Here is a 21,618-nt window from a genome sequence, read left to right on the forward strand (position 1 = left end):
ACGCACCCCGACTCACAAGAACGGGACGCCGACGCATGAGTACGCTGGACTCCTGGATCGTTGACATCAACGACCACTTCTGGACTTACCTGCTGATCCCGCTGGTGGCCTTCGCGGGCCTCTATTTCACCTTCCGCTCCAGAGCCGTACAGCTGAGACTCATCCCGGAGATGTTCCGCGTTCTCAAAGAGAAGCCGACGGACGGTGTCAGCCCCCTCGGCGCCTTCTCCATCTCCGCCGCCACCCGGATCGGCACCGGCAACATCGCCGGTGTGGCCACCGCCATCACCCTCGGCGGGCCCGGCGCGGTCTTCTGGATGTGGATGATGGCCCTCGTCGGCTGTGCCTCCGCCTTCGTCGAGGCCGTGCTCGCCCAGCTCTACAAGACACCCGGCAAGGAGCCCGGTACATACCGCGGTGGCCCTGCCTACTATATGGAGCGCGCGCTCGGAAAGCGCTGGCTCGGCGTCCTGTTCGCCGTGCTCATCACGCTGACCTTCGGCTTCGTGCTCACCGCGGTGCAGTCCAACACCATCGCAGTCACCGTCGAGGGCTCGCTCGGCGGCGCGGACACCGCCTGGCTCGCCCCAGTCGTCGGCATCGCACTGGCCGTGCTGCTCGTGCTGTCCGTGTTCTACGGCGTGAAGCGGATCGCCAAGGTCACCCAGGTGCTGGTCCCGGTGATGGCCGGCACCTACCTGCTGATCGGAATAGCCGTGGTGCTGCTCAACGCCACCGAGATCCCGCGGATGATCGGCGACATCGTCGGCGGCGCCTTCGGCTTCCGCGAGGTCGCGGGCGGCGCGGTCGGCACGGCGATCCTGCAGGGCGTGCGGCGAGGCATGTTCTCCAACGAGGCCGGCATGGGCTCCGCCCCCAACGCCGCCGCCGCCGCGGAGACCACCCACCCAGTCAAGCAGGGCCTCGTGCAGACCGTCGGCGTCTACTTCGACACGCTGGTCATCTGCACCATGACCGCCTTCGTCGTCCTCAGCGCCAACCCGACGCTGGGCGAGCGCGGCGGCGCGGACGTCACCCAGTCCGCGTTCAACGGGGCCCTGGGCAACTGGGCCGGTCACATCCTGACGCTGGTGGTCTTCATGGTCGCCTTCAGCTCCATGATCGGTAACTACTACTACGGCGAGTCCAACATCGAGTTCATCACCCGGAGCAAGTCCGCGATGACCAGTTACCGAGCGGTCGTACTGGTCTGCACCGTGCTCGGCGCGATGGGCTCGGTGAGCATCGTGTGGAACCTCGCCGACATCACGATGGGCACGATGGCGCTGGTGAACCTGCTGGCCATCCTGCCGCTCTCGGCGATCGCCTTCCGCCTAATGGACGACTACACGGCCCAGCGACGCGCGGGCCTGGACCCGGTCTTCACACGGGACCGCGTCCCGGGCCTGAAGAACGTCGAGTGCTGGGAGCCGACCACATCCGCGAAGAAGTCGGGGGCGGGCTCCCGCATGCCCGACATCGGGTGTTCCTCTGAGGCCTGCTGAGTCTCTGCCCCTGCGGCCAGGGAGTTCTTCCTCCGTGTGCTCTGCCGCCGGTGACGGAACTTCGCAATTTTCGAATCCGCCTCACCTTCAGCCCGACGAAGACGCAGTCGAGCTGAAGGTGAGGCGGCTCGGGTTGGCGAAGCGGGCGGTCGTACGAGACCTGCGCGAGCACCAGTCTCCGGTCGCGTCGAAAACGCTGGAGCGGTTCCAGACCCATGGACCGGCCGGGTTGGTTCTCGTCTCCCTGACCGTCGCCCTGCCGTTCCTCGCCGATCACGAGATTCGAGAGCGCAACGGCGTGGCCGTCAGCACAGCTGTGACAGCGGCTTCGGTCCGATCGTGACCCACCAGCCTCCGATGTCACGCAGGGGACAGCTCCGCCCTCACCTCACCCCGGCGGCACACCTCATGGTGTCCTCCCAGCCTTCCGGCCACACGGACAGCCAGCAGGCCGGTCCTCCACTGAGAGGACAGGTCTCGATGTGGCTGCGCAACCTGAAGCCCCACCGCTTCAAGGGGAAGCTCGGCCTTCGACGATGCCAGTCAGGCGGATTTGTCAGTAGCTGTTGTCGTACCGAACCTGAGGACGGTGTTTTCGCAGGCCAGGCATAGGATCGGTGGCTTCTTGGGAGTTGTGGCCTGTCGTGTCGTTGCTCCCTGGGAGGTTGTGGATGCCGTCGGTTGTCGGACTGCTGGAACAGCACGAGCTCGCCGCTCGCCGTCGAGTTGACGGGCTGCGGGAGGAGGTCGACCGTATTCAGGCCGAGCTGGCCGCGGCCGAGCAGGAATGGCAGGAGTGGGCTATCGCCCGCAGGCGGGTCGATGTGGTGCTGGCTCGGACGGCGGAAACACCGCCGACACGGAGACCACCCCGGACCTGCGGGATGCGGACGCGCAGTCGGCGCCCCGGGATGCGGCGAAGCCGAAGTCGCAGGTGCCCATGTGGCGTGAGGGGCTGGCCTGGTCGGTGCTGTCGGTGGACTACCAGCGCATCCTCATGGTGCTCGCGGACCGGTCCCGGCTCGGTCAAGGGCCGCTGACCTGCCAGGAGATGGCCGCCGCGTTCGGTATGGACGTGGTGCCGGCGCGGGTGGAGGCGCTGCGGTCGAAGGCGAAACGACTGGTGGCCCACGGCTGGCTGGCCGAGCAGCGGCCGGGCCGCTTCACGCTTGCGGCGGGCGTGGCCGGGCCAGGCGGCGGGTCATGAGCAGGGTCATCGACCAGTAGATCATCGCTTCGGCGCTGGTAGTGCGGCGCTCGTAGTCGCGTGCCAGGCGCCGGGTGCCTCCTGGCCGGTCATCAGGTAGGTGAGTTCGGCGAGGTAGGCGAACTCTTCGCCGTGCACGCAGGCCCGCAGCCGGGTGCGGGCCTGGTTGAGGAGGTCGGCCGAGCCGAGCACCGCGGCGTGCAGGCACTCGGCGAACCGCACGTACGACACCGACGAGGTCAGCCCGGCCTCCATCGCCTGCGCGACGAGACCTTCCGCCCGCACCAGAACCTGGTCATCGACGCCGGCGTCCCGGGCCAGGGAGGCGATCTGTGTGTGGAGCTCAGCGAACCGGATCGACACCCCGCCCAGGGCGTCCTGGGCCCGCGTGATCTGCTCAGCGGCGCGCGGCCGGTCCTGGAAGGCGGCCGCAAACGCCAGGCAGGCCTGCGACAGCGCCGCCTCCCCTGGCTGCCCGGTGGCCAGCGCCTCATCGCGGCTGGCCGCGTACGCGGCGCAGGCCAGCGCCATGCTGCCCTGGGTCCACCACAGATCCCCCAGGGCCCGGTCCCGCCGACCCTCCACGCCGAGCGCCTCGGCGGCGGCCCGCACCTGGGGAAAACGGCCGGTACGCCGCGCGAGGTGCACCAGACCGCGGCCCGCGGTCGCCGCCAGCCGCCCACCCGCGTCCGCGACCTGCTGCATGCCCTCCAGCGAGGCACGGAAGTTGCCGAGGTCGCGGTCGCACTCCGCGAGGAAGTACCGGGGCAGCTCCAGCAGCTCCGCGGGCAGGTGCCCCGAGGCCACCACGGTGCGCAGCTGCTCCGCGGTCTGGGAGCGGTGGCGGCGCTGCCGCTCGGCGATCGCCGCCAGGGCGATGCCCAGCGCCTCCGCCGCGCTGCCGATACCGCCCGCTGGGGCGCTGGCGCCGGCCGCCGGGATCTCGATCGGCCCCCACACGAAGTCCTCGACATACGAGAACGCGGCGTCGGCCAGCCAGCCCAGCTCCAGCCCGTAGTCTCGCGCCAGCCGCAACCCCTGCCGCAGGGCCCCCACCAGCCGGGCCCGGTCACCGGCCGCCTCGCGGCCCAGCGCGTCAAAGGTCCGCTGCGCGGCCCGCTGCCAGTCCGCTTCACTCCACCGGTCCTCGCTGGTGGAATCCGCCTCCCGGACAGTGTCCCGCACCAAGTTGTGCACCCGGTAGGGCCACGGCGCGCCCGGATCGCCGTCGACGAACGGCCGCTCTATCAGCTCCAGCGCCGGGGAGTCGTGCTCGAGACCCGCGGCGGCCGCGGCCAGGTCGACGGAGAACGAATCCAGCAGGCTCACCGCCCGCAGGACCCGCCGCACCTCGGGACTGAGATCGCGGAACGTCCGCGCGACCAGGGCAGAGAAGTCGAGGTTGAACTCGTGCGGCGCGGGCGGCCGTCCCTGGCGCCGGTGCAGGTCCAGAAACCGCATCACCGCGAGATCCAGATACAACGGCAGACCATGCGAGTTCGCGGTGATCAGATGGCGGGTGCGGTCGTCCACCACCGGCCGCTCACCAAAGGTGAGCCGCTCACACAGGTACCGCTCGCAGTCCTCCGCGGACAGATACCCCACGGTGTGCTGGCGCGGCTCCTGGTCCGCGCCGCCGGCCAACAGCGGCCAGAACTCCGGCCCCGCCCAGTCCAGCTGGCCCTCCAGCTTCGGATCGTCCCACTGCAGCCGGTTCCGCCCGGTGATCACGAACAGCACATTGGGCATCAGCCACACCATGCGCTGGATCAGCCGCTCCAGATCCCGGTGGACCCGCTCCCCGACATCCTCGAAGGTGTCCAGTAACACCACGAGCGTCGCCCGGTCCTTGGCCGGCACCTGACTCAGATCCCAGGCCAGCAGATGCGCGTAGTAGCTCAAGGCCTCCAGATCCGGCTCGGCCTCCAGCAGATCGGCCAGCCGGTGGCACCCGGCCAGCGCCCGCACCCGGTGGCGGCGCTCCCGCAGCGCCCGGGTGAACGACCCGACCGCCTGACCGACCAGCGAGCCCGCCGTCCCCGGCAGAGCGACGGCCTGGGCGACGTCGGCGAGCGCGGACTGCATCTGCCCCGACAGCGACCGCACCCCGGGAAAGCGGCTGAACCAGGTCCGGCGGCGCAGATATTCCTCCAGCGGCTCGCCGGCGTGGTTGCGCTCCCAGTAGCGCTGCAGCGCGATATCGAACGCGGGCATCGGCCGCCCCATTTCGGTGACGGCCAGCCGGAGTGCGAGCATCACCGACTCGAAGTCACTGCCCGCATTGCGGGACAGATCCACCCGCACGGGTATGACCGGGCCAATCTGCGGATCGAGCGGCGGCCACTGGCCGCTGTGCGGTTCGCTGTCCACCAGGTGTTCGACGATGCCGCGCGAGAGCGTCGTCTTGCCGATCCCGCCCAGGCCGTAGAAGACGAGCACGTTGTGCCGGGGGACTCTAAATCCTGCACGTCAAAGGAGGGGTCGCGCTGGCGCCGGGCATGCACCGTGAGGCTGTCGGCCACCGTCCCCCACTCATCGCGCCGGTCGGCGAAGAAGTCGACCGCCTTCAGCTCGCGGCTGTTCGTACGAAACAGCGCACGCAGATCCGATCGTGACACGCAGCAACCCCACCTAGTCATCTACTGCCCACCACAACAGGCACATTGACTGACCGTCAAGTAGGGATCACGCTCCGGACACCCCGCAGGCCGTGCGCCACCGCCCCCCGGAGACCGCGTGCCTGCACCTACGGCGCGAACACGTCCAGCTGACCGGCAGAAAGGCGGGCGCCAACGAGCCGCCCCGCGGCCGCCGCGGTCCGCAACGCCCGCGTCGTAGCCCGCTGGTCCTGGCCGGGAACGTCAGCCAGCCCGATCCGCCCCGCATACAACACACACCAGCGGTACCGCTCCACCTCCCGCACCCACGCTGCGGACGGGACGAACGTGCCGGTGTAGAAGATGGTGCCGTCCGGCTCCAGAACATGGAGCGGAGCCGCCCCCTCAGAACCACAGGGATCTCCAAAAGCGGCAACCCACTGCGCCGCGGGAGCGGGCGCCTGCCGCAGCCGGCCGATCAGGGAGAACCCGCCCTGTAGCAGTCCAGAGGACAGGACGTCGACGAGTTCCGAGCCCGCACCGTCACGGAGGAAGACCGGCGTCTGCAACTCGGCCATCAGCACCGGCAGGACCGTACCCCGGTGCTCGACCAGTCCCGCGGACATCCGCATCGTCACGCCGCCGTCCCCCGGGGTCGGCCGCAGATCCTGTGCGGGCACCTCCACGACCGCAGAATCCGCGCACGCCAGATGGCTGTAGCGCACATGAGCCACAGAACATCCCACCGCCACCACCACGTTGGCAGGCTCCTCAGGATCCAGGTTCTGCTCACACACCACACAGACCCCAGTGGCAAGCGTGACCGACGCCGCCTGGGACACCCCGTCCGGACCGAGGACGGCACGCACGGCAGCACTCATACGGATGTCCGCCATCACCTGTACCTCCCGACCGCATCCCCCTTAGCCAACCCGATCCGCACCCGCCGCGCCGCACACTCGGGCGAAGAAGCAGTGCACGCCACACCAGGCATCCCGCTGCTTACGTCGGGGCTCGGTCAGGGCCGGTAGGTGACACCAGTCGGTACTCCTCTCGCCTACAGCTCATTCGGCAAGGGGGTCACATGCGGCTTCGCCTCGCCGAGCGTCTCGGGTTGGCGGACCGCTCGTTGAGTGCGTGGTGTACGAAGCCGAGAGGCCGGTTAGAGGTTGGGTCGCCCGGGGGAATCTCACCCCAGGGCGACCCGACTTCTTAGTCTTTCGGCCTGGTCTCGCGGAGTTGGAGACGCAGGAGGTACAGAGTGAGCTGGGCCTGCGCGAGGGAGCCCTCGGCGGAGTCCAGGGCGAGGTGGGCGTACTCAATGCGGCCGTTGTCGAAGTGTTCCTGGGCGTCGATGAGGCTCGCAGCAGCCAGCGCGCTCGCCGAGGCGCCGGCGATTCCGGGTGGCTCGGGTGCTTCCCCGCTGGCGAGGTCGACGTCCGCGAGGAGCATGGGGACGTCGAACGCCGTGCGGTTCAGCCGGTTGGCGAGGACGGCGCGATGAACGTCCCGCTCAGCGCTCGTGTGACGCCACCCCTGCTGGAGGCCGTGGAAGGCCAGGGGCGGCACCTCCTTCGGGTCGACCAGGGTGGCGCTCTCCGTCTCGACCAGGCCCAGCAGGGCACCGAGCAGCTCCGGATGTCCTGCTCGATGAGGCCGTCAGGGCGTGGTTCAGGGTCGACGACGTGCTCTTGGCCCACGGCCGCGAGTGCCCTGAGCATCTGGTCGATCGAGATCGGGGTGACGTTCTCCAGGCCCATGGCGGCTCCCCTTCTCGGCGGCCGGTCAGTCTTCGTCTTCGAGCTGCCTGAGCAGGGCACGCCTGGCATCCAAGGCCCCGGCCCTCGCGGCGATCACGGACCTGGCCGTGGAACTGGCGGCCTGGGCGGCCGAGATCGGCTTGCCCGTATGGAGGTTGCTCGCGCGGTACTGGGCGTGGACGTTGTAACCGCGGCCAGCACCGTAGGCGAGCTCTATATACGAGTCCGCGATCCCCATCATCGCGCCGCCGAGGTTGCTCTCCGCCCCGGCGAGCTCCTCGCGCAGCCTGGCAACAACGTCTTTGGCCTCGCTCATGCCTTCATGCTCCCAGCAAGCACTCCAGCTCAGAGGCGGATTCCACGAAGACGAGAGTCCGCACCCATGCTCGTGCCGAGGCTCTGGCCAACAGGTTGCTCCCGATGTGCTCGTGCGTGGATGCTCTGATGACTGTGCGGGCTGCGGTCGTCTTGATGCTGGGCACGCAGATCCCCATGGCCGGACCCCATGATCGACGCGGTGGTCTGCGACGGCGACATCGTGACCGTGCAACGCCAGGAGGACAGCGCCGAACACAGCGGGCCCCGTCGCCGCGCTCCTGGACCACGAGGCCACCGCCAAGGCCGCGTTGGCAAGAGCCGGTGTGGCTCACGCAACCTGTCCGACGAGCCTACGCTGGGGGCGAGGTGTGCCGTGGCCATGCGGACGCGGACGGCGAACCGATAGCCTGGCCCCCGGCAGTCGGGGATGAGCGGGAAGGGAGACCGTGGGTGGTGGGGCGCTCGTGGCAGGAGGCCATCGAACGACTCACGCATCAGCTCGACCAAGCCCAGGCGGCCGACCGGTGCGTGGACGAGGCGAAGAGGTCTGGCGGACCCACGAGGCCAACCAGTGAGGATCTCGAGCCCGCCGCGTACCAGCGTCAGCTCCGCGCGTACGTGCAGACAGCCGAGTACGAGGCTGCGGGCCGCGAACTCCGGGTCGCTGTGGTCCTGAGCAAGGCGCACGATGCCGCCGTGCTGCGCGTGGCCCGCAAATTGCTTGCCCGGCGCGCGGGCGGGAAGCGGGCGCCCCTTCGCTTGCCGCAGCCGCGCATCCTGCCCATCGGCCACGTGCCCCAGTGGTGGGATGAACACCATCAACACCACGTATGCCGGCATCTGGCGGGTGATCCCGTCGCCCGGGCCCGAGCTCCGGCTCGGTAGCCCGGAAGACCCGCTGGTGCAGGAAGTCGCCAAGCAGGCGCGGCTCCTCCAGGCCAGCCGGGTGGGATGCCGCAGACGTGGCAGCCTGTATGAGGCGTACATTCCCGACGGCACGCTCTTCGGAGGTCGGTCGCTTCCCCCGATCCGAGGCTTGAGCCCGGAGGCGAGCCGCCGTGCCAACCTTCTGCTCGGCAGCGGCAGTGGCATCCGTGTCCAGCCCGGCCGGGATGAGGAGTTCGACCAGCTACAGACCGATTACTTCGCCGCCTGGGACCGAGCCCGCGCGTACACGGCCGCCGTTCTCGCCCTGCCGCGGGCCCGCGTGTAGCCCCCTGGACGAACGAAAACGAACTCGCGGCGTCCTTCGAGGACCGAGCGCGCCGAGGACGGGTACGGCACCGTGGATTCAGGTCGGGCCCGGGTGGTGGCGGGCCCGACGTTTTGCGCGCGTTGTCCGGCTCCGCCTCCGAAGGGCCCTCGCCGCACCGCTCGGCAGAAGTAGCGAGCCCAACGTCGAGACCTGCGACGACCGCTGGACCGGTGCGGCGCGTCTAACCAGAGTCGATCACCTCCGGATGGTGCGAGCGACGACACCGGCGATGGCGGCGAGCGCGCTCATGACGGCGGCTCCTACACCCAGAGGTTGCGCGAGGGTCGGATGCACCCGGGCCACGTAGATGGCCGCCATGGTGATCAGCAGCCCCACCAGGAGGGTGAGAAGGAGGAGCACCAGGCGCAGTTCCCGGTGGTCGCGGTCCTGAGGGCGGGGTGCGTCCGTGTCTGTGGTCATCAGCGTGAGTTCCTTTGCGGTTCGGGCGTGCAGCAGCGGTGCCCGGGAGCGGGCCCTGCTTCTGCAGCAGTTCAGGCGATTCCCAACGTGGCTGGCAGGCGACGGCAGGGAGTACGCCCAACCGACGCCGCTTCCCCGCCATTTCAGACGCCGGTAGCAGAACTGACCGGACGAAGGTGGGGGGTCTGTAAATCCGGTCTGTAGCCGGTGCGGGTGCCGCTACCTTCGCGTCATGCCTCCCAGCGACGGCCCCAGCGCGGCCGACCAACAGCTCATCGACCACGCGGCGCGTCACGGCCTCACAGTCACGGCGAAGCAGCTCGCAGGCTGGCGGCGTGCCGGACTGCTGCCGGGCAACATCCCCGGCGGAGGCCTCGGCCGCGGCAGGGGCAGCACTTCCACCCCGCCACCCGAGAGCCTCGACCTGGTGCTCGCTCTCGCCCGCCGCGCCGGCCGGGGCAAACGGCCCACAGACCTGGCGCTGCTCCTGTTCGCCGACGGACACCCGGTACCGGAGGCGACGGTGCGGGCCGCCTTCCGCGCCGCAGTGGACTCCGCCAACCTGCCCGGTGAGGACGACAGCCCGGGCAACGCTCGGGAGCTGGAAGAGCATGTGGACCATGTCATGGACCGCCTTACCGAGGCCGGACAGGCCTTCACCCTCGTTCCGGCCCGGGCGCGGCGTATCGACGAGCGCATCGCCCGCATCCTGGGCGAACTTCCCGCGGAACTGGCTGAGCTGGACAAGAACACCGAGCCGACGCCGATGACTCCGCAAGACGCCTCGCTGGCCGCCGTAACGGCCACCCTCGGCGGCACCATGTCCGTGCAGGAGATCGGGGACTTGCTGCGCGGGATGAACCCGGGCATGGCGGCTCATCCGGTCGCCTCCCTCGTCGAGACCACCCAGCAGGACGTCCCGGAGGCCGCGGACCTGGTGATGGCCGACGACGGCTCGCTCACCTTCCTCCCCGAAGGCGACGCCCGCGACCAGCTGCGGGTCCTGGCCGACACGGCAACGCTGGAAGACCTCACCGTCGGCTGGCGCACGGCCCAGCAGGTGCGTGCGTGGGCCCCTGGCCTCTGCGAGCGGGTCGAGGCAGAGCTGGATGCCGGACAGCCCGGGGAAGCCGTCACCGAGTGGTTGCACGGGAGGGGCCTGCCGTTCGGCGTGGCTGTCCTGGAGACCCTTCGCGATCGCCGATGGCCGCCCTCCAGCGGCGCCCTCTCGGCACTGTTGTTGCTGTTCCAGCGCCAGATGTACGCACGGCTCGATGGGCTGGTGCCTGGCTGCCAGTGGCGCGTCCTGGAGATGCCGGGTGTGCTGCCGCCGCCCGTCCGCGACCTGATCCTGACAGCCGTCGGGCCGGAGACGTCCCCGGCCGACGAGGCCGCCGACTGAGCCGAACCGGCACCGCGCTGACGACGAGGGCCACCAGCAAGGCCGGGCGTGCTCCGGATCCCACGGCAGAGGTCAGGCGTCGAAGAGGGGCGGTCGGCCGACGGTGAGATCTTCGCGTACTCGCAGGAACCGCACGGGCGGCGGTAGCGGCCGCCGTCAACCGCAGTGTCCGTGAGGAACTCCACCACGACCTCGGGGTGTACGGGGTGGAACTCCAGCTCGCCACGGGTGCCCCAGCCTGCGCTGAAGTGGCGTCCGTGCCAAGGATGGCCCGGACCGGGGGGCGCAGCTGGGTTCCCAGATCGCGCCGGACGGCGGTGGGGAGCAGGGTGGTGCGGGCGACCAGCCGGAGTCTCCCGGAAGCGTCGGCCCGGGCCAGCAGCAGCGTGGCCCCAGGCGGGGTCAAGCCAGTCCAGGGCGGTTGCCCGGTCGGCGGTGGCGGGGCACGTGAACGGACCGGTGAGCACGCTGCGGGCGAAGAGAGCCTTGAGACTCGCGCGGCGCTCGCGGTACGGCCGTGCCATGAGTTCGGTGCCGGCGGCTCCCAGAACGTCGAAAACGATCAGACAGGCGGGGCGTTCGGCGGCAGCCCGGACGGCATTCTGGCCGCGTTGGCGTGCGCGACGCTGCAGCTCGCCGAAATGCCGCCTCCCTTCGTCTGGCACGACGAGCTCGCAGTCCAGAACAGGTCTTCGCCAACCTGTGCGGCGGCCTGGGCGATCTCCGGGACCGCGGGTGTCAGGTCCGAACCCTGTCGGGACTGCACCCGGACCCAGTTGGTGCGTGCGAAGACGATGACCCTGAACTCATCCGGTTTCTGTTCGTACTGGAGCGAGACGGGCACCGCGCCGTCGGGCGGCAGCGCTCGCCGGGCTTCGGCAAGCATCGGATCGATCGGAGGTGTCGGGACCACACGGTCACATCCACGCCGCACCGGCTTGGCCCGCGCGCTGAGCAGATCCGACCAGGCGCACGGGCCTGGGATCGGTGTCGGCTTTGGGTGTAGCTCTTCTGAGGACCGCTTGACTCGGGACGGCGTGGGGCGAGGACGGGTTCGTTGATCAAGGAGTTGGAACAGTGAGGAGTCGGTGCCCGTCTGGGTGGAGGAGTTTTGTTGCTCAAGTCTGGAGCCATGCCACGGCGGGGGCGAGAGCGTCCCGTGCCTGCACGATTTCGTCCGGCCGGATGGGAGCGTTGCCGTACTCGCGCCCCAACCGGTCGGCCTCCCGGACGGCGGTGAGCACGAGCATCGCACCGTCGCTCAGTTCAATCGCGGCGTTGCCGGTCGCCAGCCCGGCGGTCGGCTCTCCGAAGGTCCGTACGTTCTTCCCTCCCAGGAAGGCGATGAGCGTGGCCTCCGCGGCGCTCATCGTTTTGCCGTCGATGAGCACCGCGACGCGTGCCTGCGGGACGGCGAGTTGGTAGGGATTAGGCACCGGCGACATTGCTTCCTCGTCGAGGTGGATGATGCCGTCGCGCAGGTTCCACCGGCCCGTGGTCTGCCCGTCCCCATCCACGAAGGAGCCGAGTGGCCCGTCGCCGAGCAGTGGTGCGAGCACGGTCATCATGGGGTACATGTTGCCGCCGGTGTTACCGCGCAGGTCGACGATCCAGCCACCTGGCCGGTGCGCGTCCAGTTCTCGTATGAGCGCGGCGCCCGTGTCGACGTAGCGCCGGTCGGCCTCTTCAACCCCCGTGGCCTCCGGGACGACGACAAGCGGGTGCCCGTCGACCAGCCGCCCGCTGGGCAGGGGTGCCGCGGTCGTCGCTTCCTCGCCGAAGGCTGCGGCCACGTCATCCGGCGTGAGGAAGAGCGTGTGGGGGTCGGCCAGCGCGGCGATCGCCTTGCGGATCTGACCGTAGGTGTCTGGCGGGGATGTCGCGCCCGCGATGGCCTCGTACGCTTCCCGCCGAAGCCCTTCCCAATCCACCTTCCGACGGTTGAGGGCGTTCTCCTGGATCAGGTTGAAAACCCCGGACAAATAGTCGTGTGCGGTCTCTGGCATCGTCTCGTTTCTGGTCGGAGGCTGAGTAGAGGCGTTGGTGCTCGCGAGCGAGGTGATAGCGCCAGTAGGCGTCGAAGTCGCCGTTGCTGGACACCGCGCGGAGTTTGAGGACGGCCTCAGCGCCGTCCAGGCCCCAGCGGGCCCCGGAGATGTCCAGCCGGTCGGCGATGATTATCTGAACCAGCGAGATGCCCGCTCAGGCACCCCGCCGTCAGTAGCGGCCTCGACTCTCCGGTGGTGTCGGCGAAGCAGCCGTGGCACCACCACCGGCCTCGCTGAGAGCGGGGCCCGAGGCAGTCGTCCTTCGATCCCGGGACTGACGAGCGTCAGCGAACGGGCAGGGTCGTCTTGTGCCGGCAGCGGATCTTTAGTCAGGCGTCCCTTCGCGCTCGCTTCCTCGGGCGAGGCTCCGGGCCTGCCCTTCGTGAATGGCGCTCGCCCACTCCCAGCCGGGCTTGGGCGATTCGACCCGTGGGTCGCTGGAAAACCGGGCGTCCCGCAGGTCCTCCACGTACGCGCGATCCAGTTTGATCCTTGCGCGTACCTCATCAGCCCTGGCGACGGACCCGTGTCCGGGGATGAGGACATCGACGTCGTCCGCTACGCCCTCGAGCAGCCCCAGCCCGACGAGGTAGTCCTCCATCGGGTCATCGGTGTCGTCGAACATCGGAACGAAGACATCGGAGAGCATGTCGCCGGCGACGAGAACTCGGCGTTCTTCGATCAACAGCGCCGCATGGCCCGGGGCATGCGCCGCATGCTCAATGATCCGCACCTTGGGGCCGTCCCAAGGAAGCTGCGCGGTTTCAGCAGGCTGGTGCGGGTGTTGACGCCTTCGGTCCGCCCATTGTGGTGCGGGAGGGTGAGGTCAGCGTTGACGGCTGCACGGTCGAGTTCGAGACCGTTCGCAAAGGCGTGGAGGTAGGGCAGCTGGGCCGCGCGGACGCCGACGATCCACGCGGCGAGTTTCTTGTCATTGCCTGCGGCCGGCGTGAGGAGCTGTGTGAACTCACGGATAAATGAGGCTAGTTGGGTCATCTCTGGGCAGGACGCGGTGAGCTCGGCGAGGAGAGTTGTGTCCTTGTCCCGGAGGTGGTCGGGATGGGTGAGTAGGAGGCGGGCCAGCCATCGCGGGGTGGTCACGGGCCGGTCGCCTTCGGCCCGGCCCTGGGTGATGTAGCGGTAGAGGAGGTTGAAGCTGCCCGTGTAGCCCTGCTCCTGGATCTCCCGGAACAGCTGTTTGACGGGGACAGCGGGGTCGGCTGCACGGCGTTCGCGCAGGTGGTCGCGGTAGGGGTCGACCAGCGTGGGCCGGTAACGCGGCGCCCGACGTAGGGCTTCAGGTTCGCGGGTGCGCACGTAGCGCTTGACGGTGTTGAGGGACAGGTTCAGGCGGCGGGCGCATTCGAGCGGGCCGACGCCCTTGCCGAGGAAGTCGTGGATCTGGTGCCAGCGCTCGCGGGTGGTCTGCTCGTGGACACCGGCCGGGCGGGGCGTGTTCGCGGTGGCCCAGCAGGCACTGTGGGAGCGGACCTCGGCCAGGGTCTTCTCGCACAGGTTCTTCCACAGGTGCCAGCGGTCGCTGACCTGCACCGCAGCCGGCAGGGCCCGGCGCACGGCCTCCCCGTATGCGCCGGAGCCATCGCGGCAGACGACCTCGACGCCGGGGTGCTCGCGCAGCCACCGCTCCAGGGCGTCGGCGCCGCGGCCCGGGAGTACGTCGATGCGTTCGCCGGTTTCGGCATCGATCAGGACAGTCGCGTTAGCGGTGGCGGCGCTTGAGCGCGAGGTCATCGACGCCGAGGACGCGCGGCACCTGCACCATGGGCAAGGGAAGGCGGGCCAGAAGCCTGAGCGCTGTCGAGCGGGATATCGCCGCAGCCAGGACACGGGAGAGGCGGGCGCCCGCCCGGCCCGCTAACTCCTTCACCACAGAGCCGAGCTGGCGGGCGAGCCGGCATGTGCGCCGCTGATAGCGTTCGATCAAGCCCGGGACCTGTTCACGGAACGTCTGCCGAGGGCAGCCCAGGGCTGGGCAGACCAGGCGCCGGACCTGCACCGATACCACGACCCGCCTGCCGTCCGCCGGCACATCCGCGATCGTACGTCGGTGGATGCCGTGCACCCGCCCTGTCGGCTGCCCGCACACCGGGCACTGCACCGGATCGTTCCGCGTCCGGGCCCGCACCCGGATGAACTCGCCCTCGTCCGCCACATCCTCAACGATGAGCGATGCAAGTCCCGAAAACACCATTGACACAAGGGTGTTGACATCTTCCATGCATCGTCAACGACGACCGTCACCCCTCGTTACCACCGATTACGGGACAGAGCCGTTCACTACACAGACCCTTCCTGCGCACCTACAACCACCACCGCAGCCACACAGCACTCGGCGGCCAGCCACCCATCACCCGCGTCAACAACCCTGCAGGTCAATACGTCTAGGGTCTGTCGTGTGGATCTTGCTGGACCAGGGAGCGGGTCTGGTGCGTGCGGCTGCGAGGCGGAGGAGGGAGTCCCCGCGGAGCAGCGGCGACTGACGACAACGCCGCAGATACGCGTGTCAGACACCGCGAGCCCAGCGAAGATCCGAACGGCAGACCCTAGTAGTGCTTCGTTAGGTTCTGGCTCGTGTTAGGGGTTTGCCGCAGGTGGTGCAGGTTCCGGTCCAGCAGCGGAGTAGGTTCTGGAGGGCGTCGAGGGTCTGGTAGAGGGTCAGGCCGGTGTGCGGGCTTTTGGGTCGAGCCGCCTCAGGGTGAGGAAGGCCTGGGCGGCGGTGACGAGGGTGACGTGGTGGTGCCAGCCGCGCCAGGTGCGGCCTTCGAAGTGATCGAGACCCAGGCCGTGTTTGAGTTCGCGGTAGTCGTGTTCGATCCGCCAGCGCATTTTGGCGAGCCTCACCAGGTGCGCGATCGGGGTGGTGGCGGGCAGGTTGGAGATCCAGTAATTGGTCGGTTCCTGGCCCGGGTCGGCCCGTTCGACCAGCAGGGTTCGCAGCGGGAGTACTCCGTCCCACCGGTTGCGGCCGCCGCCTTGTTCCTGGGCGGTGCGGGAGGCTTCCTTGCCGGAGGGCCTGACCTCAAGGACGGCAAAGTACGAGGCCATCTCCCCTTTGCTGCCCTTACGCCATGCGACCTCCTCGAACAAAGTGTCCGCAGCAATGAGGTCGGGCCGCGGCCGGGCCGCTGCCCGATAGCGGGGCAGGGTGGGCGGTCCCAGCCCGCCGTAGGCCGCCAGACACGGCTCAGCATCGGCCGGTCGGGCGATCTCCTTGGGCTGGACAGCCATCACATAAGTCCAAGCGCGGGCTTCCAGGGCCAGCCGGAAGCTGACGCTGCGGCCATAGCCGGAATCGGCGACGATCACCGGGACATCCAGCCACCAGGACGCCAGCCGGTCCAACAGGCCCAGAGCCAGACGGGACTTGGGGACGTGGCCGACCTCGTCGGGAATCTGGGCGGACCTGCGCCGAGGATCGTCCGCGGCCCATTCCTCGGGCAGGAACAACTCCCACTCCAGCGGGCAGGACGCCATATCGGTGGCCGCATGCACACTGACCGCGACCTGACAGTTGGCCCGCTTGCCAACCGCCCCGCAGTACTGCCGGGCCACCCCCGCCGACGCCTTCCCGCACTTGGGAAACGACACGTCATCGATGACCCACACCTCAGGCCGCACCACCTCGACGAGCCGTTCGGCGATCCGTCGGCGCACCGGGGACCAGTCCCACGGCGACTGGTTCACGAACTGCTGCAGGGCCTGCATATTGCCGTCTGGCAACCGATCTGCCATCGGCTGGATCGACTTACGCCGACCGTCCAGCATCAGACCACGCAGATAACACTCGCCCCACCGGCGCTGATCCCGCCGCGGCAGCGAACCGAACACCTCGGCAACGAACTCCGCCAACTCACCCCGGAGCCGTTCCACCTCCCCGAGCCTCATACCCCGCAGCATGCCCCCGACCAGCCAAGATCGGCACTCCTAACGAAGCACTACTAGTGAGATGGTCCGGAGACTCTCGAGCAGTAGCGGCAGATGCGGTCGAAGATCTGGTCGGCGGTTTTGGTTCGGTGCAAGGGCCGGGCATCGCTGTTCCAGGTCTCGATCCAGGTTTCGAGTGCGGTCTTGAGTTCGTCGAGGGAGCAGAAGGTGCCACGTGCGAGGCAGCGTTGTTCCAGTTCGGCGAACCACCGCTCGACCGGTCTGGCTGTCGATCTCGTCCAGGAAGTCGCGGAAGTCCACCGCGCGGTGCGTCGCCGACCGCCTGCCGATCACCTTCGATACAGTCCGACCACGTCCCGGATCTTGTCGATCAGCAGCGGATCGGTGGAGATCTTGAAGTCCTCCACCCGCCACGGCTGAAGTCCCAACGCCCGCCAGATGCGGTGCACACTGGTCGGCGAGATCCTCACCCGCTTGGCCAGTCCCGCTTCGACCAGTGGGCCTCCGCCAACTTGAAGTCACAGGTCAAACGGCTGGTGTGGCCGGTGCTCATGCTGGTCATGGGCGGCTGTCCGCGCAGTAGATCGTCCGTCAGCGGTTGATCGCCGGTGTTTCGGTGCTCGAATCGGTGGCGGACGTGCGCTTCCCGACCAGTGACAGGCGTGACTCCGACGCCGTGGTGTTCGGCCACAGAGCCTCCGCAAAAACCCGTTGGCGGAACCACGGCAGCCACTGCTACGTTCCCGGAGGCCGTGCGAGAGAGCGAGGAGGTGGTACCCGTGAACGTATCGACATGGGTGCTCTCCTCCGGGGTCACGGTCGGGCGATAGGTCGTCCGGGAGCGCCGTTCAATGGCACTCCCGAAAGGCACGACCATGCAATTCACTTCTGAACAGCGTCTCGACGACGCTGTCCTCGAGCGCGAATTCACCCTTGGCGAGATCCCCGGCATCCTGTGGACGCCCGGATCCGCATCCGCATCGTCGCCGGCGCCGCTGATCCTGCTCAGCCCCCCTCCTCTCGGGCTGCGCAAGACGTACCCCCGACTGATGGTCCGAGCCCGGCACTCCGCGGCGGACGGCTTCGCCACGGCCACCATCGAGCTCCCCGGAAGCGGCGACCGGCCCCGTTGGCCCGCCGCCGAGCAGGCTCTCGCCGACCTGCGCCGGGCTATGGAGGCCGGCGAGCCGGTCAGTGACGAGATCATCGACGCCCTCATCCTCCCCCTGGTCGACAAGGCGGTCCCGGAATGGCAGGCCGCCCTGGACGCCCTCCTGTCGCTGTCCGAGATCGGCGGCCCGGTCGGGTACTCGGGGGGAGTGATTTCCATTGGGACCCGGCTGGCGGTGGTCGAGCCGCGCATCTCGGCCGCCGTTCTGTTCGCCGGGAGTTTCGTGCCGCGCGTCATGTTCGAGGAGGCCCGCCAGGTCACCATTCCTCTGCACGTCCTGCTGCAGTGGGACGACGAAGGGAACGACCGGCAGGCGGCCCTGGACCTGTTCGACGCCTTCGGCTCCAAGGAGAAGACGCTGCACGCCAATATGGGCGGGCACACCGGCGTCCCGCAGTTCGCGGGGGACGCCGCGGCCCAGTTCTTCACCCGACACCTGAAGTGACGCCGGGCCGTCAGTCCACCAGCAGACGGTAGCCGTGTTGGCCAGGATGCTGCTCATCTAGGGACAGGTCCCGGCCCTCCTCGGCTCTCGGCAGCACGGGCCCCTGCCAGACTCTTGGCAGGGGCCTGTGCTGCCCGAAGCCATGAATCGCTCGACGTCTGCAGAGCTTCGAGTGCTGCCCAAACTGGTGCTGTCGGCTCGTGAACCAAGCCACTCGATCACACCCTTTTCCGGAAAACCCCATCAACAGGCTTATGCTGTGCATGCTGGATCCCGAGCTGCTGGAACGGATCACCGCGCGGCGCGCGGAACTGGACGAACTCGAAGAGCAACTGGCCAAGCAGTTGACGGAGATACGGGTCGAGCGGGATGAACTCGCCGTCGCTGAGCGAGTCCTTGAGCGGGTGAGCGAGCAGCTCGCCCAGGAGCGTGCTGAGACCGCGCCGGTGCCGGGGCATGTGGGTGGGCAGGCGGTGATGATGCTCCCGCACCGCGCGGCGGGTGTGGAGGAGACTGCGCTCCCACCGGACTATCAGCGGATCCTCGCGGCCGTGCGGCAGGCCGCCGGGCCGGTCATGGCCCGGCAGGTCGGCGAGACGGTGGGGGTGGATGTCAGCGTGCGGGCCAAGCTGGAGCCGCTGCGCGGAAGGCTGATCAGGATGGTCGACCGCGGCTGGCTGCGGAAACTGCCCGACGGTCGGTTCACCACCCGCCTGTGACCGGGGGCGCCACCGCGGCGGTGGGGCGGGGCCTAACCGGGGCGTCCCCGGCGGCTGTTGGGCACTGTGTGAAGAGAGCCAAAGAACACACCGAGGACACCTGCCAGCTTGTCTACCAGTGCCGCCTGTCGCTGTCCACGCGCACCGTCAACCACCTCGCCGATCTATTGCGCCGCCATCTGAAGGCGATTCGGTCCCGGTGGCGGATCCTGCCGCCGGGGAAGATCGCGGTGATCGTCCTGGCCGTACTGCGTCACGACCAGCGCTTGGCCGACATGGCCGGCGGCAACGCCGTGTCCGAGTCCACGGTCCGCCGCTGGCGCGACGAGCTGATCGGACTGCTCGCCGCCCGGGCGCCACGCCTGGACCGCGCCCTGATGAAGGTCGCCAAGCAGGGCGGGGAGGTCGTCCTGATCGACGGCACCCTCATCCGCACCCAGCGTCGTAGCGGGAGAGCCGACCGACGGAACTATTCCGGCAAGCACCGCAGCCATGGCCTGCACTTCCTCGCCCTGACCGACGAGAAGGGCCGCCTGATCTGGATATCCGCCGCCCGGCCCGGCCGCACCCACGACATCACCGCCGCCCGCCGCGACCGTATCCTGGCCCACCTGCGTGCTGCTGGCCTCGGCGCCCTGGCCGACCTGGGCTTCCTCGGCCTGGACGACGACGGGGACGATCCGGTGGTCGTCACCGGCTTCAAGGCCACCCGCGCCCGCAGGCTCGCATCCGCCGAGAAGGAGGCCAACCGGGTCCTGGCCGCCGGACGCGTCCCCGTCGAACTCGGCTTTGCCCACCTGAAGAACTGGCATGCCCCCGGAACAGCGTCACCGGGCCGGGATCGGCTGAGTGAGGTTCACCGGATTGCCGTCGGGGTCCTGGATGTGGGCGACGCGCTGTCCCCACGGCATGTCGTTGGGGCCGCTGCGGACCGAGCCGCCCAGCGCCTCCACCCGGCCGAGGGTCTCGTCGACGTCGTCGACACCGATGCTGAGCAGGATCCGCGGCGCTGCCCCAGTCCCCGGGTTCGCCTTGGCCACCAGCCCGAGGTCGGTGTCGCCGATGCGCAAGCCGAGGTAGAAGGCGGGGCCTTCCGCCGGTACCCGGAAGATCTCCTCAGCGCCGAACAATTTCGTATAGAAGCCGAGCAGAACGTCCTGGTCGGCAGTCACGATCACTGGCTGGATTGTGGACATGGCACTCCTGTCGAGAACGGTCGTGTCGCTGGGTAGACCGTTCGAGGACGGTGAACTCATCGGCAAAACCACCCCGCCGGACGATCTACAACGCAGACTGCCGCCCACGACCAGCACGAGCACCCCGAAACGACGTCACGCCACCCCGCTGACCAGCCACTTCAAGATGGCGGAGCTTCAGTGCGTGGCCCCCTCGGGCACCTCTTCCAGGGTGCGCACCACCACCTCCTCCACCTGGGCGTCGGTGATGGTGCGCGGCACCGCGGGACGCGGCTCGTCGGCCAGGCCGTCCAGCCAGCCGGCCAGGAACCTAGCCCGCCACATGTTCACTGTGGAGCGGGCCACCCCCAACTTCCGCGCCACGGCACTGTTGGACTGCCCCGTGGCACACTCCAGGACGATCCGCGCCCGCTTGGCCAAGCCCTGAGCGGTCTTACGGCGGTTCGCCCATCCCTCCAGCACCCTCCGCTCGCCCTCGGACAACACGAGCGGGTCTCACCGCGGTCCAGGCACACACCCATCAGACCGCAGAACTCAAGACCAGGACACTAGAGTGGCGGGGTGCTCCCGCCTGCTGACCGGCCCACCCTGGACCTGCTCGACGTCCACCTGGAAGCCCTGTGGGACGGAGTGGACCTGCTACTCCCCCAGGATCCAGTCGGCCTTGCCGCGGACGGGCCGGGCGAACTCGTCCACTGGGCCCTCGACCGGCTGCGGCGGCTCCCGCGCGACCCCGAGGACGCCTTCAGGCGCGATGTCGGCAGCCTGCTGGTGGAGTTCCGCAGCCGCCGCTGCCCTTGGAACGCGGCGGCACTGCGGCTGCTCGAGGACGTATACACCTTCGCGGCTAGCGGACCCCGCCTCCACGAGGACTGGGCGTACGACGTCCTCGCCATTCTGCACCGGACCGTTCGTGACCCCCGCGGCTGGGTCCGGCTCGACTGGGATCGCCGGAACACCTCGCGCACCGCGGTGCCTGCGTACCCCTTCGCCCCACCGGCTGCATCACGGTTCCTCGACAGCCTGTACCCCGTGGAGCCCCAGGCGGCGGTCGCCGCGCTCGCCATCATGACTGAGGAGTGGCAGTCGGAACCAGCGCCCGTCCGCTCCCGCCCGGACCAGGACGCGGTCCTGGCGGACGCGCGAACCCTGCTCGACCGGTACGGCCCCACCGCGCGCTACTGGACCAACGCGACAGCCGCCGCCTCGAATCCGGCCCCGGACTTTGTTGCGGCGGGCCTCCAGGGCACCCGCTCCCATGGCTTCCTTACCTCCGAGTACCTGAACGGCCTCGACCTCTTCGACGACTTGGGCCTCATCGCGGTCAACGACGACGAGGTCGGAGTCTTCTGGTCGTTCGGGGCGTACTGACGAACGTTCTGCCATGACACACGCCTTGGGATGCCCCGTGAGCGGCAGATGTCCAGGCTTCCTCCACCTGGTCATGGTGACTGAACAACGTGGGGAGTGCTCCATTTGGCCACCTGAGCATGGCAGTTGGCCGCGCACCCGGTGGTGCCGATGCCCTGGCTAGTGCCCCGTACAGGCCAGGGCATGCGCGTACCTGTTCACCGCTGCCTGGCTTCAGGCGGTGGGCAATTCGGTCTGGCTGAAGGAGTCACAGCCTTCCAGTACGTCGGCGGCAGCCGAAGCGTCGCAGCTGGGGCAC

The 21,618-nt window shown here is 68.9% G+C and carries 17 protein-coding genes and 6 pseudogenes; 9 read left to right on the forward strand and 14 right to left on the reverse strand.

The genetic code is table 11. From position 1 onward, the window contains the following. Positions 1 to 35: 35 nt before the first annotated feature. The 3 genes and pseudogenes from U9R90_RS18960 (at position 36) to U9R90_RS18970 (ending at position 2,712) form a co-directional block, all read left to right on the forward strand. On the forward strand, positions 36 to 1,505 hold the full coding sequence (locus U9R90_RS18960; protein ID WP_411057837.1) for an alanine/glycine:cation symporter family protein: 1,470 nt from the start codon (positions 36 to 38) through the stop codon (positions 1,503 to 1,505). A gap of 34 nt (positions 1,506 to 1,539) precedes the next feature. Continuing rightward, positions 1,540 to 1,848 carry a hypothetical protein gene (locus U9R90_RS18965; RefSeq protein ID WP_411057838.1) on the forward strand — a complete coding sequence of 103 codons (309 nt, stop codon included), beginning with the start codon at positions 1,540 to 1,542 and terminating at the stop codon, positions 1,846 to 1,848. A 328-nt stretch (positions 1,849 to 2,176) separates the two neighbouring features. Then, positions 2,177 to 2,712, forward strand: a pseudogene (locus U9R90_RS18970) (hypothetical protein). On the opposite strand, the pseudogene U9R90_RS18975 reads toward U9R90_RS18970, so the two are convergent. The 5 genes and pseudogenes from U9R90_RS18975 to U9R90_RS18995 form a co-directional block, all read right to left on the reverse strand. Then, positions 2,669 to 2,794 (reverse strand): annotated as a pseudogene (locus tag U9R90_RS18975) (IS5/IS1182 family transposase); the annotation flags it as partial. The pseudogenes U9R90_RS18970 and U9R90_RS18975 overlap by 44 nt on opposite strands. Next, complete coding sequence (locus U9R90_RS18980; RefSeq protein WP_411057839.1) at positions 2,734 to 5,151, reverse strand: ATP/GTP-binding protein; 2,418 nt, start codon at positions 5,149 to 5,151, stop codon at positions 2,734 to 2,736. The pseudogene U9R90_RS18975 and the gene U9R90_RS18980, both read right to left, overlap by 61 nt. Before the next feature lie 307 nt (positions 5,152 to 5,458). Beyond that, the gene (locus U9R90_RS18985) at positions 5,459 to 6,205 is read right to left on the reverse strand and encodes a hypothetical protein (protein WP_411057840.1); all 747 of its coding nucleotides are present in this window, start codon (positions 6,203 to 6,205) and stop codon (positions 5,459 to 5,461) included. Between the two features lie 316 nt (positions 6,206 to 6,521). Continuing rightward, a complete protein-coding gene (locus U9R90_RS18990; protein ID WP_411057841.1) occupies positions 6,522 to 6,878 on the reverse strand; it encodes a hypothetical protein in 357 nt (118 codons plus the stop codon). Positions 6,879 to 7,094: 216 nt separating this feature from the next. After that, positions 7,095 to 7,385, reverse strand: a complete 291-nt coding sequence (locus U9R90_RS18995; protein ID WP_411057842.1) for a hypothetical protein — start codon at positions 7,383 to 7,385, stop codon at positions 7,095 to 7,097. 810 nt (positions 7,386 to 8,195) lie between these two features. On the opposite strand from U9R90_RS18995, the gene U9R90_RS19000 reads away from it, so the two are divergent. Next, entirely contained in the window at positions 8,196 to 8,600 is a 405-nt protein-coding gene (locus tag U9R90_RS19000) for a hypothetical protein (RefSeq protein ID WP_411057843.1), read from the forward strand. Between the two features lie 237 nt (positions 8,601 to 8,837). On the opposite strand, the gene U9R90_RS19005 is transcribed toward U9R90_RS19000, so the two are convergent. Then, positions 8,838 to 9,062, reverse strand: a complete 225-nt coding sequence (locus tag U9R90_RS19005) for a hypothetical protein (protein WP_411057844.1) — start codon at positions 9,060 to 9,062, stop codon at positions 8,838 to 8,840. Positions 9,063 to 9,294: 232 nt separating this feature from the next. Here U9R90_RS19005 and U9R90_RS19010 point away from each other — a divergent pair, with 232 nt between their 5' ends. Beyond that, a complete protein-coding gene (locus tag U9R90_RS19010) occupies positions 9,295 to 10,464 on the forward strand; it encodes a hypothetical protein (protein ID WP_411057845.1) in 1,170 nt (389 codons plus the stop codon). 533 nt (positions 10,465 to 10,997) lie between these two features. On the opposite strand, the pseudogene U9R90_RS19015 reads toward U9R90_RS19010, so the two are convergent. The 6 genes and pseudogenes from U9R90_RS19015 to U9R90_RS19040 form a co-directional block, all read right to left on the reverse strand. Beyond that, positions 10,998 to 11,129, reverse strand: a pseudogene (locus tag U9R90_RS19015) (ATP-dependent DNA ligase); the annotation flags it as partial. Between the two features lie 453 nt (positions 11,130 to 11,582). Further along, positions 11,583 to 12,470: a S41 family peptidase gene (locus U9R90_RS19020; RefSeq protein ID WP_411057846.1), complete on the reverse strand. Its 888-nt coding sequence runs from the start codon at positions 12,468 to 12,470 to the stop codon at positions 11,583 to 11,585. A gap of 367 nt (positions 12,471 to 12,837) precedes the next feature. Continuing rightward, positions 12,838 to 13,245 carry a hypothetical protein gene (locus tag U9R90_RS19025; protein ID WP_411057847.1) on the reverse strand — a complete coding sequence of 136 codons (408 nt, stop codon included), beginning with the start codon at positions 13,243 to 13,245 and terminating at the stop codon, positions 12,838 to 12,840. Beyond that, positions 13,194 to 14,721 (reverse strand): annotated as a pseudogene (locus U9R90_RS19030) (ISL3 family transposase). The gene U9R90_RS19025 and the pseudogene U9R90_RS19030 overlap by 52 nt, the downstream one beginning before the upstream one ends. Before the next feature lie 467 nt (positions 14,722 to 15,188). Further along, on the reverse strand, positions 15,189 to 16,418 hold the full coding sequence (locus U9R90_RS19035; protein WP_411057848.1) for an IS701 family transposase: 1,230 nt from the start codon (positions 16,416 to 16,418) through the stop codon (positions 15,189 to 15,191). A gap of 338 nt (positions 16,419 to 16,756) precedes the next feature. Next, positions 16,757 to 16,917: pseudogene (locus U9R90_RS19040) on the reverse strand (IS630 family transposase); the annotation flags it as partial. A 376-nt stretch (positions 16,918 to 17,293) separates the two neighbouring features. Here U9R90_RS19040 and U9R90_RS19045 point away from each other — a divergent pair. The 3 genes and pseudogenes from U9R90_RS19045 to U9R90_RS19055 all read left to right on the forward strand — a co-directional run. Further along, entirely contained in the window at positions 17,294 to 18,034 is a 741-nt protein-coding gene (locus tag U9R90_RS19045; protein ID WP_411057849.1) for an alpha/beta hydrolase, read from the forward strand. A 263-nt stretch (positions 18,035 to 18,297) separates the two neighbouring features. Further along, positions 18,298 to 18,753 (forward strand): hypothetical protein, encoded by a 456-nt coding sequence (locus U9R90_RS19050; protein ID WP_411057850.1) that lies wholly within the window; start codon positions 18,298 to 18,300, stop codon positions 18,751 to 18,753. 377 nt (positions 18,754 to 19,130) lie between these two features. Next, positions 19,131 to 19,508, forward strand: a pseudogene (locus U9R90_RS19055) (transposase family protein); the annotation flags it as partial. Between the two features lie 72 nt (positions 19,509 to 19,580). Here the strand turns inward: U9R90_RS19055 and U9R90_RS19060 are convergent. Next, on the reverse strand, positions 19,581 to 19,949 hold the full coding sequence (locus U9R90_RS19060; RefSeq protein ID WP_411059734.1) for a VOC family protein: 369 nt from the start codon (positions 19,947 to 19,949) through the stop codon (positions 19,581 to 19,583). Positions 19,950 to 20,126: 177 nt separating this feature from the next. After that, positions 20,127 to 20,435 carry a helix-turn-helix domain-containing protein gene (locus tag U9R90_RS19065; protein ID WP_411057851.1) on the reverse strand — a complete coding sequence of 103 codons (309 nt, stop codon included), beginning with the start codon at positions 20,433 to 20,435 and terminating at the stop codon, positions 20,127 to 20,129. Positions 20,436 to 20,510: 75 nt separating this feature from the next. Here U9R90_RS19065 and U9R90_RS19070 point away from each other — a divergent pair, with 75 nt between their 5' ends. Continuing rightward, on the forward strand, positions 20,511 to 21,320 hold the full coding sequence (locus U9R90_RS19070; protein WP_411057852.1) for a hypothetical protein: 810 nt from the start codon (positions 20,511 to 20,513) through the stop codon (positions 21,318 to 21,320). Positions 21,321 to 21,618 lie beyond the last annotated feature (298 nt).

The organism is Streptomyces sp. E11-3 (assembly GCF_046540415.1).
Lineage (GTDB): Bacteria > Actinomycetota > Actinomycetes > Streptomycetales > Streptomycetaceae > Streptomyces.